The organism is Mesorhizobium sp. P5_C1 (genome assembly GCF_054049815.1).
On the sequence record NZ_JBFULQ010000116.1, the window covers coordinates 1 to 13,872 of the forward strand.

Annotated in this window: 17 protein-coding genes; 10 read left to right on the forward strand and 7 right to left on the reverse strand. The window is 63.2% G+C overall.

What is annotated here, in order from left to right:
• Nucleotides 1-482: 482 nt before the first annotated feature.
• Nucleotides 483-869 (forward strand): DUF2794 domain-containing protein, encoded by a 387-nt coding sequence (locus ACXJ7R_RS12115; protein ID WP_457152042.1) that lies wholly within the window; start codon nt 483-485, stop codon nt 867-869.
• A gap of 4 nt (nt 870-873) precedes the next feature.
• Here the strand turns inward: ACXJ7R_RS12115 and ACXJ7R_RS12120 are convergent, their stop codons facing one another.
• The 4 genes from ACXJ7R_RS12120 to ACXJ7R_RS12135 all read right to left on the reverse strand — a co-directional run bounded on the left by ACXJ7R_RS12120 (nt 874) and on the right by ACXJ7R_RS12135 (nt 5,861).
• Nucleotides 874-1,443: an N-acetyltransferase family protein gene (locus ACXJ7R_RS12120; protein ID WP_457152043.1), complete on the reverse strand. Its 570-nt coding sequence runs from the start codon at nt 1,441-1,443 to the stop codon at nt 874-876.
• A 110-nt stretch (nt 1,444-1,553) separates the two neighbouring features.
• Entirely contained in the window at nt 1,554-2,333 is a 780-nt protein-coding gene (locus tag ACXJ7R_RS12125) for a Bax inhibitor-1/YccA family protein (RefSeq protein ID WP_095083988.1), read from the reverse strand.
• Between the two features lie 283 nt (nt 2,334-2,616).
• Entirely contained in the window at nt 2,617-5,166 is a 2,550-nt protein-coding gene (locus ACXJ7R_RS12130) for an ABC transporter permease (protein WP_457152044.1), read from the reverse strand.
• Nucleotides 5,166-5,861, reverse strand: coding sequence for an ABC transporter ATP-binding protein (locus ACXJ7R_RS12135; protein ID WP_457152045.1), 696 nt, complete (start codon nt 5,859-5,861; stop codon nt 5,166-5,168). The genes ACXJ7R_RS12130 and ACXJ7R_RS12135 overlap by 1 nt, the downstream gene beginning before the upstream one ends.
• An 85-nt stretch (nt 5,862-5,946) precedes the next feature.
• On the opposite strand from ACXJ7R_RS12135, the gene ACXJ7R_RS12140 reads away from it, so the two are divergent.
• Together ACXJ7R_RS12140 and thpR are read left to right on the forward strand one after the other, a co-directional pair.
• Nucleotides 5,947-6,591: an arylesterase gene (locus ACXJ7R_RS12140; protein ID WP_457152046.1), complete on the forward strand. Its 645-nt coding sequence runs from the start codon at nt 5,947-5,949 to the stop codon at nt 6,589-6,591.
• Between the two features lie 125 nt (nt 6,592-6,716).
• Complete coding sequence (gene thpR / locus ACXJ7R_RS12145; RefSeq protein ID WP_095083984.1) at nt 6,717-7,313, forward strand: RNA 2',3'-cyclic phosphodiesterase; 597 nt, start codon at nt 6,717-6,719, stop codon at nt 7,311-7,313.
• Here the strand turns inward: thpR and ACXJ7R_RS12150 are convergent.
• Nucleotides 7,217-7,735, reverse strand: a complete 519-nt coding sequence (locus ACXJ7R_RS12150) for a low molecular weight protein-tyrosine-phosphatase (RefSeq protein ID WP_457152047.1) — start codon at nt 7,733-7,735, stop codon at nt 7,217-7,219. The two genes, thpR and ACXJ7R_RS12150, sit on opposite strands and share 97 nt — an antisense overlap.
• A gap of 51 nt (nt 7,736-7,786) precedes the next feature.
• Between ACXJ7R_RS12150 and ACXJ7R_RS12155 the strand changes: the two genes are divergently transcribed.
• From ACXJ7R_RS12155 to ACXJ7R_RS12165, 3 genes are all read left to right on the forward strand, one after another.
• A complete protein-coding gene (locus ACXJ7R_RS12155; RefSeq protein ID WP_457152048.1) occupies nt 7,787-8,083 on the forward strand; it encodes a 4a-hydroxytetrahydrobiopterin dehydratase in 297 nt (98 codons plus the stop codon).
• A gap of 117 nt (nt 8,084-8,200) precedes the next feature.
• The gene (locus ACXJ7R_RS12160; RefSeq protein ID WP_457152056.1) at nt 8,201-8,563 is read left to right on the forward strand and encodes a YkvA family protein; all 363 of its coding nucleotides are present in this window, start codon (nt 8,201-8,203) and stop codon (nt 8,561-8,563) included.
• A gap of 275 nt (nt 8,564-8,838) precedes the next feature.
• A complete protein-coding gene (locus ACXJ7R_RS12165; protein ID WP_457152049.1) occupies nt 8,839-9,342 on the forward strand; it encodes an invasion associated locus B family protein in 504 nt (167 codons plus the stop codon).
• 110 nt (nt 9,343-9,452) lie between these two features.
• Here the strand turns inward: ACXJ7R_RS12165 and ACXJ7R_RS12170 are convergent, their stop codons facing one another.
• Complete coding sequence (locus ACXJ7R_RS12170; protein WP_457152050.1) at nt 9,453-9,923, reverse strand: hypothetical protein; 471 nt, start codon at nt 9,921-9,923, stop codon at nt 9,453-9,455.
• A 100-nt stretch (nt 9,924-10,023) separates the two neighbouring features.
• On the opposite strand from ACXJ7R_RS12170, the gene rlmN reads away from it, so the two are divergent.
• Genes rlmN through ACXJ7R_RS12185 form a run of 3 tightly spaced genes read left to right on the forward strand, consistent with a single transcriptional unit; the run spans nt 10,024 to nt 12,187 of the window.
• The gene (rlmN, locus tag ACXJ7R_RS12175; RefSeq protein WP_457152051.1) at nt 10,024-11,259 is read left to right on the forward strand and encodes a 23S rRNA (adenine(2503)-C(2))-methyltransferase RlmN; all 1,236 of its coding nucleotides are present in this window, start codon (nt 10,024-10,026) and stop codon (nt 11,257-11,259) included.
• Entirely contained in the window at nt 11,256-11,705 is a 450-nt protein-coding gene (locus ACXJ7R_RS12180; protein ID WP_457152052.1) for a hypothetical protein, read from the forward strand. The genes rlmN and ACXJ7R_RS12180 overlap by 4 nt, the downstream gene beginning before the upstream one ends.
• Nucleotides 11,702-12,187, forward strand: a complete 486-nt coding sequence (locus ACXJ7R_RS12185; RefSeq protein WP_457152053.1) for a hypothetical protein — start codon at nt 11,702-11,704, stop codon at nt 12,185-12,187. Before ACXJ7R_RS12180 ends, ACXJ7R_RS12185 begins: the two co-directional genes overlap by 4 nt.
• Here ACXJ7R_RS12185 and ACXJ7R_RS12190 read toward each other — a convergent pair.
• Nucleotides 12,159-12,800: a LysE family translocator gene (locus ACXJ7R_RS12190; protein WP_457152054.1), complete on the reverse strand. Its 642-nt coding sequence runs from the start codon at nt 12,798-12,800 to the stop codon at nt 12,159-12,161. The genes ACXJ7R_RS12185 and ACXJ7R_RS12190 overlap by 29 nt on opposite strands.
• Nucleotides 12,801-13,001: 201 nt before the next feature.
• Between ACXJ7R_RS12190 and ACXJ7R_RS12195 the strand changes: the two genes are divergently transcribed.
• On the forward strand, nt 13,002-13,872 hold an 871-nt coding region (locus ACXJ7R_RS12195), incomplete at its 3' end, for an argininosuccinate synthase (RefSeq protein WP_457152055.1).

Sequence of the window (13,872 nt, forward strand, 5' to 3'; positions counted from 1 at the left end):
CCCCTTGCGGGGGAGATGTCCGGCAGGACAGAGGGGGTGGGAAGGCTCGCTACGGAACAACGATCATGCTCTGCCTCGCCGCATTGCCCCGCGCTCCGCCCCAAAAACAAAAAACCGACGTCAGCTTGCTTCTGACGTCGGTCATTTAGGTTTTGGGATCGTCGCACCCGATCCTTCCGAAGAAAGACCGAGGTTGGTTCGATCCGACGCAGACCCGTGGGCGGGGGGCTTGGGGTTTACGAGCCGGTGCCGGACCGAACCGTCTCAGGCAACGCGGGTAAACTCGTCGGACATTGGGGCAGGAGCGCGGATAAAAAATGGCGAGAATATGGCGAAGCATCACCAATTCCAACAAGGCGTTTCATAAAAGTGACTGGACGTTGCAGAAACAGCGCGCCTCCGCCCTGCTTCGCCGGGTCTTGCAATTCAGCTGCGAACGCGCCAACTTTGGTTGGCAAAGATTCATTTTGAAGGATCGAGGCATGACTGACGACAGCGGCGGGACGGGGGATGTTGACGCATCCGCAATATTGATCCCGCTGCACGAGGCGCGACCTGAGCGCCTCGATCAGCCGGTGCGGTTCGACCGGCGTGAACTGGACCAGATCCTGAGGCTCTACGGCCGCATGGTCGCSGCCRRCGAATGGCGCGACTACGCCATCGATCATCTCACCGACAGGGCGGTGTTTTCCGTGTTCCGCCGCACCAGCGAAGTGCCGCTGTTCCAGATCGTCAAGGACCCGAAACTGGCACGCAAGCAGGGCGCCTTTGCCGTCATTGCCGCCGGCGGCCGCATCCTCAAGCGCGGCCAGGAGCTCGGCCGCGTGCTTGGCATCTTCGACAGCAAGCTGAAGCTCGTCGAGGCCTAACCACTTATTTTTGCTGGCGGAATTTTCGCTCCGGCAGCGAATCGGGATCGGGTGGAGCGAGCGCCCCGCCGTTCAGCGGGAGCTGCATGAACACCGTGTCCAGCCAGCGCCCGTGCTTGTAGCCGGAGCCTTCGAGGCATCCCGAATGGCGAAAGCCGAGCTTTTCGTGGAGCCGCACCGAGGCGCTCTCCGGCCGCCCGTCGCCGATCACCGCGATGACCTGACGGAAGCCCGCCGCCCGGCAGGACCCGATCAGGCTTTGCATGAGCAACAGCCCGACTCCCTGGCCCTTGGCCTCGGGCGCCACATAGACCGAATCCTCGACGATGAAGCGGTAGGCCGGGCGCGGCCGGAAAGCGCCGGCATAGGCATAGCCGAGCACGGCGCCGTCCTTTTCCGCCACCAGATAGGGAAAGCCGCCAGCCATCAAAGTGTCGAATCGCTCGCCCATCTCGGCGCGGCTGGGCGGCTCCAGCTCATAACTCGCCGTGCCCTGGCTGACCGCGTCGGCATAGATTTCCGTGATCCGGTCGAGGTCAGCCGCCGTTGCGGGCCGCATGATGATACTGCTCATTATTTATGCACGCCGTTATTCTGCCGCAATAACAGCAAAACCCGACACAAAAGAAAAGGGCGGCCCATTAGGCCGCCCTTTGGAACTCAATGGTCCAAGCGTCGCTGCTACTAGCGGCGGTCGCCCATGAACTGCAGCAGGAACATGAACAGGTTGATGAAGTCGAGGTAGAGCGTCAGCGCGCCCATGATGGCCTTGCGGCCGGCGACATCCGAAGCGTCGCCCTCGAAATACATCTCCTTGATCTTCTGCGTGTCATAGGCGGTCAGGCCCGAGAAGATCAGCACGCCAAGCGCCGAGACGGCGAAGGAAAGTGCCGACGAGTGCAGGAAGATGTTGATCACCGACGCTATGATGATGCCGAACACGCCCATGATCAGGAACGAGCCGAAGGCGGTCAGGTCGCGCTTGGTGGTGTAGCCGTAGAGCGACAGCGCACCGAAGGCCGCGGCGGTGGCGAAGAAGGTCTGCGAAATGCTGGCCGTGGTGTAGACCAGGAAGATCGACGACAGCGACAGGCCGACGAGGCCGGCATAGACCCAGAACGTCGTCTGCGCCGCCGAAACGCTCATCGACTGGACGCGGAACGACAGGAACAGCACGGCGGCCAGCGGCGCCAGCATCACCACCCAGCGCAGCGGCGAACCGAAGATCGCGTAGCCGAACGAGGTCAGCATCTCGCCGCTTGGCAGCGTTGCGACAGCCGAAGCCGGATCGGTGGTGGTGGCCAGCATGATCGTGCCGACGGCGGCAAGACCGGTGATGAGGAGGCCAAGCCCCATCAGATTGTAGACCTTGATCATATAGGCGCGCAGGCCCTGATCGATGCCTGCATCAACGCCGGCGCCGGGCACGGCGCGCGTCTGATAGTTGCGAATGGGTTCAGCCATGGGAGTCCTCTATTGCTTCTGCCCCGTCGGGTGTCAGGTCCACCGGACCCAGGCGCCGCTGGCGGGGCTCCAGCATGCCTGTGGCGAAATATGATGGTAATTCGCGTCAAGAACAAGACCGTAACCGGGTGTAATGCTTCGTGAGGCATCCACGATGCGGTTTTCCGGCCTTTGGCGGCCCAACATTACTCCGATTTAACCAAATCTCGGTCCCGGCGGGCGGAATTCAGAGCAATTCCAAAGCGTGCAGCGGTTTTGCGTCGGACTTGCGGTAGGTGAATAGTCAGAGGTTGCGCAGCACCGGCGCGGCCTTGTGGCCGAGCACCCGCCAGGTGCCGGCGAGACCGATGCCGACCGTGATGACAAGCGAAAACACAATGGTCGCCACCGCCACCTCGGGCATGAAATGCGAAGGCAAGGTCATGATGCGTGCGACGACGAACCAGGCGGCCGCACCACCTGCCGCCAGGGCGAAGATCGCGGTGGCAAGCCCGATCAGCATGTATTCGAGCGAGAAGGCGGCAATCAGGGTCGTGCGTGTGGCGCCCAGTGTCTTCAGCACCACCGCGTCATGGATGCGCGCCCGGTTGCCGGCGGCAAGCGCACCGGCAAGCACCAGCACCGAGGCGATCAGCGCCACGCCGGCGGCAGCCCGGATCGCCGTGCCGAGCTGCCCGACCAGCCGGTTGACGACGTCGAGCGCATCCTTGACCCGGACTGTCGTCACCGCCGGGAAGGCGCGGGTGACGGCATTGAGGATCCGCGCGTCGTCGGCCGTCGAGGCGGTCTTTTCGGTCAGCGTCGCCATCCAGCCATGCGGCGCCCCTGCGAATGTGTTGGGCGAGAACACCATGACGAAATTGATGCCCATCGTCTCCCATTCGACCTGACGAAAATTGGCGATCTTCGCCGTCACGTTGCGGCCGAGCACATTGACGGTGATCGTATCCCCAAGCTTCAGCCCGATCTCCTTGCCCTCCACGGCAGAGAACGAGACCAGCGGCTCGCCGGCATAATTGTCCGGCCACCAGCTGCCCTCGGTCAGCGTCGTGTTGTCCGGCTGGCTGGCGTCATAGGTCAGGCCGCGATCGCCTTTCAGCACCCAGGCGCCTTCCGCCGGCACCGTGACCTTGTCGACATCGACGCCGTTGAGCGCCATCACCCGGCCGCGCAGCATCGGCACTTTGGCCAGCGTCCCCTGTGGCGCCTGCTTGCCGATCAGCGTGGAAAACGCATCGACATCGCTGCTCTGGATGTCGACGAAGAAGAAGTTCGGCGCCCGCTCCGGCAGGCTGCTCGATATTTGTTGCCTGAGATTGCCGTCGATCAGCGCCAGCGTCACCAGCAGCGTCAGGCCGAGCCCCAGCGACAGCACCACCGATGGCGTCAAGGCGCCGGGTCGGTGGATGTTGCCGACGGCGAGCCGCAGCGCCACGAAGCGCACACGTGGGCTCTTCCTGGCCGCCCACTGCACCAGTGCGCCGACCAGGCGCAGCACCAGGAAAGCGAAGATGGTGGCGCCGACGAAGATCGAGGCGATGCGGCGGTCGCCTGAAAATAGGATGGCCAGCGCCGCCAGCAGCAGCGCGATACCGACGGCCGCCGCAACATAGGCAGGGCGCGGAAAGCCGCGGCCTTCGAGCCCCATCTCGCGAAACAGCGCGGTCGCCGGCACATCGCGGGCGCGGCCGAGCGGCAGCAGCGCGAAGGCCAGCGTCACCAAAAGGCCGAACAGCGCCGCCATGCCGAGCGCGCCGGGATAAAAGCCGCCTTCCGCCGGCACCGGAATGACCTGATGGAGGGCGGCACCGGCCGCGAACGGCATCAGCGCCCCGAGCACGAGGCCAAGCACGATGCCCAGGGCGGCGATGATCAGAATCTGCACCAGATAGACGGCAAAGACGAAGCCGCCCGAAGCGCCCAGGCTCTTGAAGGTGGCGATGACACCGCGCTTGCCGTCAAGATAGGCGCGCACCGCATTGGCGACGCCGACACCGCCGACCACCAGCGCCGTCAGCCCGACCAGCGTCAGGAATTGCGAGAAGCGTTCGATGTTGGACGACAGCGCCGGCGCCGCATTGCTGCGCGTGCGGATCGACCAGCCGGCCTGCGGAAAATCCTTAGCCGCCTGATCCTGGATGGCCTTGAGCCGCGCCTCATCGGCATCGGCGGGCAGCCGGATCTTGTAGGCGTTCTCGACCAGGCTGCCTGGCTGGATCAGCCCAGTGGCCGCCAGCCCGTCGGTCGAGATCATCAGTCGCGGCGCAAAGCCGAAACCGTCGGACACCGCATCCGGTTCGGTGACCAGCCTGGCGCGCAGTTCGAAGGTCGCGGTGCCGAGCTTCAGCCGGTCGCCGATCTGCAGATGCAGCCGTTCGAACAGCAGATCGGGTGCGGCAGCGCCGAAAACGCCGAACTCTTCGCCGAACAGTTCCTGCTTCGACAGCGCCGGCTCGGTCTCCAGCGCGCCATAGAGCGGATAGGCGTGGTCGACCGCCTTGGCCTCGACCAGCGCCTGGTCGGTTCCGTCGGCAAGACGCGCCATCGAACGCATGCTGGCGGTGCGCGAAACGACCCCCAGCCCGTCAAGGAAGCCACGCTCGGCCTGGCTGGCGTCGCGCTGGTTGATCTGGAAGCGGAGATCGCCGCCGAGCAGCGTCTGGCCCTGATTGGCGACACCGGCGGTGATCGAACGCGCCACCGAGTTGACGCCGCCGATGGCCGCGACGCCGAGCGCGATGCAGGCAAGGAAGATCAGGAAGCCGGACAAACCGCCGCGCATTTCGCGCAGCGAGAAGCGGACCGCAAGCTTCAGCGTCCGCGACAACGGCATCAAGCCGTCACCTTGACGGGCGCCGGCGCCTCGATCCGGCCCGACCGCATCGAAACCTGGCGCGAGCAGCGTGCCGCCAATGCCGGATCGTGGGTGACCAGCACCAGCGTCATGCCGCGCTCGGCCGCCTTGGCAAACAAGAGGTCGGCGACCTGCCGCCCCGTCGCCTGGTCGAGGTTGCCAGTCGGCTCGTCGGCAATGAGAATGCGCGGCGACGGCGCCAGCGCCCGGGCGATCGCCACGCGTTGCTGCTCGCCGCCCGACAATTCGCCGGGATAGTGGGTGACGCGATCGCTTAGGCCCACGGCCGCAAGTTCGCGCGCCGCGACAGAAAACGGATCGGCATGGCCGGCGAGTTCCAGCGGCACCGCGACATTTTCGAGCGCCGTCATGTTGGGAATGAGATGAAAGGACTGGAATACGATGCCAATGTTACGGCCACGAAACGAAGCTATCTGATCCTCGGTTTTGCCATTGAGCAGTTCGCCAGCGATTCGGACCGTACCCGAATCGACCCTTTCCAGGCCTGCCAGAACCATCAGCAATGTCGACTTGCCCGAGCCCGAAGGGCCGACGATGCCGGTCGCCTCGCCAGCCGCCACATCCAGGCTGACACCCTTCAGCACATGCACGGACGACGCCCCTTCGCCAAGTGTCAGCGATACGTCTTTCAGCGCGATGACGGCTTCTGTCAAAATGAAAGCGTCCTATATCAAGGGATGAAGGCTCTGCTTGCCGGATGCCGTCGGAAGAATTCCTTGGTCATATGGGGCCTGCCGCATGTCTTTCAAACGCCTGATTGCCGCAGGCTTCATCGTTTTCTCCGCCTTTTGCGGCGCCAGTTCGTCGGCGCGTGCGGAGCCGTTCAAGATCGTCGGCTTCGGTGACAGCCTGATGGCAGGCTTTGGCCTTGGGCCGGACCAGGGTTTTACCGAAAAACTGCAGGCCGCCCTTCGCGCCGAGGGTCACGACGTGACGGTCGCCAATGCTGGCGTCTCCGGCGACACGACGAGCGGCGGCCTGGCTCGGCTTGACTGGTCCGTGCCCGACGGCACGCAGCTGGTCATTCTCGAACTCGGCGCCAACGACATGCTGCGCGGCGTCTCGCCCGACATCGCCAGAAAGAACCTGGATGAGATGATGGGCAAGCTCAAGGACCGCAGGATTGCCGTGCTGCTGGCCGGCATGCGCGCCGCGCCCAATCTCGGCGCCGACTACCAGAACGCCTTCGACGCCATCTTTCCCGACCTTGCCAAGAAATACGACGTTGCGCTCTACCCGTTCTTTCTCGACGGCGTCGCCGGTCAGCCCGGCATGCAACTCGAGGACGGCCTGCATCCGAGCCCTCAGGGCGTTGACCAGATGGTCGAACGCATCTTGCCGACGGTCGAAAAGGCGATCGCGGCGGCGATGGGAGGTTCGTGAAATCGGACTAATTGCTTCCGTTGGGGAAACTTTTAACAAAGCCTGTGACCAACAAACCTCTTGCTCCGTTTGATTTTCGATGATTCGCTAGGGCTAATATTCGATTCGAGGAAGGGAGGCTCTTCATGCCGCGTCTTTTCACCGCCCTCGAAATACCGCGTGACGCCGCCCTTTCGCTGTCCCTGCTGCGGGGCGGCCTGCCCGGGGCCCGTTGGATCGACGTCGAAAACTATCATCTGACGCTGCGCTTCATCGGCGATGTACCGGGTCATGTCGCCGACGAGATCGCCAACGCACTCGACCGCGTCCACCGCCCCTCCTTCCCGCTGACCCTGTCCGGCGTCGGCGCTTTCGGCCAGAAGAAGCCGCACGCGGTGTGGGCGGGTGCCTCCGCCTCGCCCGATCTTGCCGCCCTTCAGGGCGAGATCGACCGCATCTGCCAGCGGCTCGGTATTCCCGCCGATCCGCGCAAGTTCATGCCGCACGTGACGCTGGCGCGCTTGCGCAATTCGACCCCGCTCGACGTTGCCCAGTATCTCTCAGCACGCGGCAATTTCTCGACACTGCCGTTTCGCATCGGCCGTTTCGTGCTTATGTCATCGCGCGATTCGGTCGGCGGCGGCCCCTACATCGTCGAGGAAGCCTGGCCGCTGTCGGGCAAGGACGCCCGTGCTTCCAGCCTTGTCGCCAGCGCCTCCGACGCCTCGCGGATCATGCGGTAGACCAAGGCGAAGGCTTCCGCCCCGTCATTATAGGGGTCCGGCACGTCGCGCGCATTGCCCTTGGCGAACTCCAGGAACAGGTGCACCCGGTCGTGCATGGCTGCCGGCGCCAAGGCTTTCAGGTCGCGAACATTCGACCGGTCCATGCCGAGGATCAGGTCGAAGCGATGAAAATCCTCCGGCGTGACCTTGCGCGCCCTCTGCCGGGAAATGTCGATGCCGTGACGCACAGCAACCGCGATCGAGCGTGGATCGGGAGGCGAGCCGACCTCCCAGCCGCTGGTTGCGGCTGAATCGAGCAGCATTTGTCCGCCCCATCCGCGCTCCGCCAGCATGGCGCGAACAACGCCCTCAGCCAGCGGCGATCGGCAGATGTTGCCGAGACAGACGAAAAGAATGGAATTTATGGGCTTCGCGCTCATCGATCCAACGCTATGGTGACGACTTCAGTCGAAATAGCATGGGAAGCTGACATGACGAGAGAGAAACTGGGCCGGGAAGCCGCTGAAGCGGCGTTGACCGGTCTCGACGGCTGGGCGCTGGCCGCCGATGGCGCCTCGATCAAGCGCACGTTCACCTTCGCGAATTTCTCCGAAGCTTTCGCCTTCATGACCCGCGTAGCACTGGCCGCCGAGAAGATGGACCATCATCCCGACTGGTCGAATGTCTACAAGACCGTCGACGTGACGCTGAACACCCACGATGCCGGTGGCGTGACGGCGCTCGATATCGATCTGGCGAAGAAGATGAACCGCTTTTTCGGTGGCTGAACGCGCAGCGGTTTGCCAAATCGGCGCCGGCATCTTGCAGCCCGGGTCGGGTTTCACCACATTTTCGCTCGCGGGGCATGCGCTGGAATGCGCATGGACGCTCGCAAGGAGAAATTGATGGCGCAACAATCCGGTTTTGACTTCTTCGGCTTCAGCGGCAAGCTCGGCGACGAGAACGAGGTGCGCGAGAAATTCTGGCGCACGGCGAAAAAGGCCGCGCGGCAGATCCCCTTCATGGAAGAGGTCGTGGCCGCCTATTACTGCGCCATGGACAAGAACACGCCGCTGCGCGCCAAGGGCATTCTGCTCGCCGCGCTCGGCTATTTCGTGCTGCCGGTGGACGTCATCCCCGACTTCGTCCTCGGGCTTGGCTTCACCGACGACATCGCCGTGCTCACCGCCGCGATCACTGCTGTCAGCGCCCACATCACGCCGGCGCACCGGCAGGCTGCCAAGGACGCCATCGCCGACAAGGGCTGAGCAGGCCGGCGCCCGCGCAAACGCCTTTGGAGCCTGCGTTTGACGGCAAAGCAAAAAGTCAAACTCTTGCCGCTTTCGTGGCCTCCAAGTCGCGAAAGGGACGTCGCGCCACCCGCTCGCAAGGCGGCGGCGCGGGAATGGCGGCGGTTTCCTCGGGTGCGGGTCCTTTTCTCAAAGGAAATTCACCGTTTGGTAACCCAGATTAAATCAAAATGAAGCGACGGGCAGGACGCCAAGCCGGCCTGCCGCCGCACCTTTGGAATACGGGAAAAACGATGCGCGGATTGATTGCTACAGTTTCGAGCCTGGTCCTGGTGGCCGTGGCAGCGCCGGCACTGGCGCAGTCGGCGACCAAGATCGGTCAGCACAATGCGTGGGGCACCTACAGCTACCAGGCATCGGGCGGCAAGGTCTGCTATGTCCTGACCGTGCCGACCGACAAGCAACCGCCGACGCTCGACCATGGCGACATGTTCTTCTTCGTCAGCCAGCGGCCCGGCCAGCAAGTGTCCTACGAGCCGCAATTCATCGCCGGCTACACCTTCCAGGAAGGCTCCAAGGCCACCGTCACCATCGACAAGAAGTCGTTCTCGATGTTCACGCGGGGCAAGTCGGCCTGGGTCGAGAACGCCGCCGAGGAACCGGTGCTGATCGCCGCCATGAAGACCGGCACCGACATGAAGGTGACGGCGAAGTCCGGCCGCGGCAATCCAACCTCCTATGTCTTCTCGCTGAAGGGTATTTCGGCGGCGCTGTCCTCGATCGCCAAATGCAAATAGGCAAATAGGCGAAGCTTCGATTTGCCAAAGCGTTGTTTTGCATGAAAGGCCGGGCCGCAGAGCCCGGCCTTTTGCATTTTCGGGCCGGCCTGTGTGCCGACGGTTCAGTCTTACATGGCCATTTTTTCACATTCGGCCTGAGCCTTCTTGGTCGACGTATCGATCATGAAGGCTTTGCCCTTGGCGTCGGTCATCATCATCATGCAGTGCTTGATTGGCTTTGCCATCTTCATCATCTCGGCGCCCATCTTTGCATCCGGCATCATGGTGCCCATATGCCCGTCCGGCATGATCGCCATTACTTCTCCACCCTTCATCATGGTCATCGTGCCCATCGCGTCTTCGGCAAGTGCCTGCGAGGCGGTTAGGCCGACGAGGCCGGCAATAACGGCAAGCTTGATAGAGTTCATTCTGCATACTCCCATTTTGTAGGGGCATGGTTGCCCCTTTCGGAATTCGAAGGCGCGATGGGAAACGTTACGCAAACACGACCATGTGATCGGTTCTTTTGCAGCTGGAAGATGGGGCAAGGTCGCTGGATGATCGCAACGGGCTGTCAGCCAGCGCGCATCGGGTTCCATTCTCCCCGCATGACTCCGCCCCCAACCTGTGCTATGCGCCGCGCTTCATGTCCGGTCCGATAAGTGAAATCGGCCGCAAACCGCTTATATCAGTGCAACCATGACCCTTTCATTCGATCTCACCGCCGATGGCGCCCGTGACGCATTGCGCGCCCGCGCCGCACAGCCGGAAAAGCAATCGCTGATCGGCCTGACGCGGGCCGAGCTCGGCGAGGCCCTGGTGGCGTCCGGCGCCGTGCCGGAGCGCCAGGCGAAGATGCGCGCCCAGCAGCTCTGGCATTGGATGTATGTGCGCGGCGTTTCCGACTTTGCCGGCATGTTCAACATCTCCAAGGATTTGCGCGCCGAACTCGACAAGCATTTTACGGTTGCCAGGCCGGAGATCGTCGAGGAGCAGATTTCCTCCGACGGCACCCGCAAATGGCTGTTCCGCTTTCCGCCGCGCGGCGCCGGCCGGCCAGTCGAGATCGAAACCGTCTATATCCCAGAGGAAGGCCGCGGCACGCTCTGCATCTCCTCGCAGGTCGGTTGCACGCTGACCTGCTCGTTCTGCCATACCGGCACGCAGAAGCTGGTGCGCAATCTGACGGCGGAGGAGATCCTCGCACAGTTGCTCACTGCCCGCGACCGGCTCGGCGACTTTCCCGATCGTGATACACCGGACGGCGCCATCGTGCCGGCCGAGGGCCGCAAAGTGTCCAACATCGTCATGATGGGCATGGGCGAGCCGCTCTATAATTTCGAGGCTGTGAAGAAGGCGCTGCTGATCGCCTCCGATGGCGACGGCCTGTCCTTGTCGAAGCGCCGCATCACGCTCTCGACCTCGGGCGTCGTGCCGGAAATCTTGCGCACCGGCGAGGAGATCGGCGTCATGCTGGCGATTTCGCTGCACGCCACCAACGACGATTTGCGCGACCTGTTGGTGCCGATCAACAAGAAGTACCCGCTGAAGGAGCTGATCGCCGCCTGCCGCRCCTATCCCGGCCTATCCAACGCCAAGCGCATCACCTTCGAATATGTGATGCTGAAGGACGTCAACGATTCCATCGAGGACGCCAAGGGCCTGATCAAGCTGCTCAAGGGCATTCCGGCCAAGATCAATTTGATCCCGTTCAACCCGTGGCCGGGCACCAACTACCAGTGCTCGGACTGGGAGACGATCGAGAAATTCGCCGACTACATCAACAATGCCGGCTATGCCTCGCCGATCCGCACGCCGCGCGGCCGCGACATTCTGGCCGCCTGCGGCCAGCTGAAGTCCGACTCCGAGCGCATGCGCAAGGTCGACCGGCTGGCCCTGGAAGCAATGATGATTGCGGGGCACGGCGAGGCGTGAGCCGCCGCTTAGCCTGGCTGAAACGCTTCGCCACGATAGCAGTCGGCTATTTTGCCGGAGTGCTGACCTCGATCCTGGTGCCGGTGCTGCTGATTGCTCTTCTGGAAGGGATAGAAGACGGCAACTGGTCGATCATTTTCGCATTCGACTGGCTGGGCTCCTTCCCGCTCGCCGTGTTGACCGTGATGGTCGGCGCGCTGCTGATTGTCGGCCCGGCGATCCTCGTCGCCGAACGGCTGTCGCTTCGAGGATGGTTCTATTTTGCAGCCACGGGTGCGGTGACCTCCACCGCCTTTGGTGTTTCCATCCCGCGCTCGGCCGGAAGCTTTGTTTTCAATCCGGGCTATCTCGGTTTTCTGGCCACTGCCGGCATTGCTGCCGGTTCGGTCTACTGGCTTCTGGCCGGGCGTAAGTCCGGTCACCTCACACGCCGGGATCCGGGATGAGCCGCCTCATTGCTTACCTCGTCCGTTTCGCCGTCATCCTGTTCGGCTATGCGGTGGCGTCGCTGGCGGCGAGCGCCTTCCTCAACATCCTGTTCCTGGCTTCGCTCGGCTACATGCCGGAGCACGCGCACCCGACGGCAACCGCCTCGCTGTATTTCTCAATTCCGTTCGTCGCCCTGTTCGTCGCCTATTTCGCCTTCATGCCGGCGGCGATCGTCATCCTGCTTGCCGAGATCCTTGGTCGGCGCGACTGGTTGTTCTATGCGCTGGCGGGCGCGGTGGTCGCGGCCGTTTTCCTCGGCCTGGTCGACAATGCTCGTGACTCGGCTTTCGCGGTCAGGGAGACCAGCGCCATCATGGCAGTGGTCGGCGGCGGCATGGTCGGCGGCATCTTCTACTGGCTCAGCGCCGGGCGCTGGGCCGGAAGCTGGTGGTTGAAGGATGAGAAGGCGCCTACTTCGCCTGGGCCGTCAGGATCTTGAGAGCGAAGGCGGAAAACACGCCGGCAAAGAGATAGTCGACCACCCGGGTGACGCGCGGGCTGGCCTTCATCGCCGCCGAGAATTTTTCCGCCGCCAGCACCATCGGCGCGGTCACCGGTATCGACAGCACGATAAACATCGCGCCGAGGAAAAACAGCTTTCCCGGCGCATTCGGATCATGCGCGGAGACGAACTGCGGCAGGAAGGTCATGAAGAACAGGATGATCTTCGGGTTGAGCAGATTGACGCCGAGCCCCGCGGCCCAGCTGCGCAACAGCGAAATCTGAGGCCCCGTCTTCTTTTCCGGCGAAAATGCCGAGCCCCGGGTGATCGCCTGCCAGGCGAGGAAGACCAGATAGCCGGCGCCAAAGATCTTCAGCACGAAGAAGGCCATCGGCGAGGCGACGATCAGCGCCGAGACACCGACCACAACCAGCGTGGTGTGGATCAGCGTGCCGCACAGCGCGCCCGCCATCGAGGCAAAACCGGTAGCGCGGCCCTGGCTCAGCGTGCGCGAGACGAACAAGGTCATGTCCGGTCCGGGCGTGATCGCCAGGATCACGGTGGCGATGGCGAACTGGATCAGCGTGGCGGTGTCTGGAATGAACGACATGGACGGCCCTTTGGCTCGGGAACAGGCAAGCCTATAATGGATACGAACCATCGCTGCCAGCAACTGGACTGCTGAAAGGCTGATCCAGCGCCCCGGGTCGTATCCCGTTTGACCCAACGGTCCGCGGCGTTCATCTCTTGCGCAGCCCGGAAACGGCGTGATACCTCGCCCGCCGAGAACTCGTGATCGCGGAACCGCCAAATGTCAAAAGCAAAAGACGTCAAGAAAGTCGTGCTCGCCTATTCCGGCGGCCTCGACACATCGATCATCCTGAAATGGCTGCAGACCGAACTCGGCGCCGAAGTCGTCACCTTCACCGCCGATCTCGGCCAGGGCGGCGAACTCGAGCCGGCTCGCCGCAAGGCCGAGATGATGGGCATCAAGGACATCCGCGTCGTCGACGTGCGCGAGGAGTTCGTCTCCGATTTCGTCTTCCCGATGTTCCGCGCCAACGCCGTCTATGAAGGCACCTACCTGCTCGGCACCTCGATCGCCCGGCCGCTGATCTCCAAGCATCTGGTCGAGATCGCCAGGGAGACCGGCGCCGACGCGATTGCGCATGGCGCCACCGGCAAGGGCAACGACCAGGTTCGCTTCGAGCTTTCGGCTTACGCGCTGAACCCCGACATCAAGGTCATCGCGCCATGGCGCGACTGGTCGTTCAAGTCGCGCACCGACCTGATCAATTTCGCCGAGCAGCACCAGATACCGGTGCCGAAGGACAAGAAGGGCGACGCGCCGTTCTCGGTCGACGCCAACCTTCTGCATTCGTCCTCTGAGGGCAAGGTGCTGGAAGACCCGTGGAGCGAGCCGCCGGAATTCGTCCACCAGCGTACCGTTTCGCCAATGGATGCGCCGGACAAGGTCACCGAGATCGAGATCGAATTCCTCAAGGGCGACCCGATCTCGCTCAACGGCAAGAAGCTGTCGCCGGCCACCATGCTGGCAGCGCTCAATGATCTCGGCCGCGACAACGGCATCGGCCGGCTCGACCTGGTCGAGAACCGCTTCGTCGGCATGAAGTCGCGCGGCGTCTACGAGACGCCCGGCGGCACCATCCTGATATCGGCCC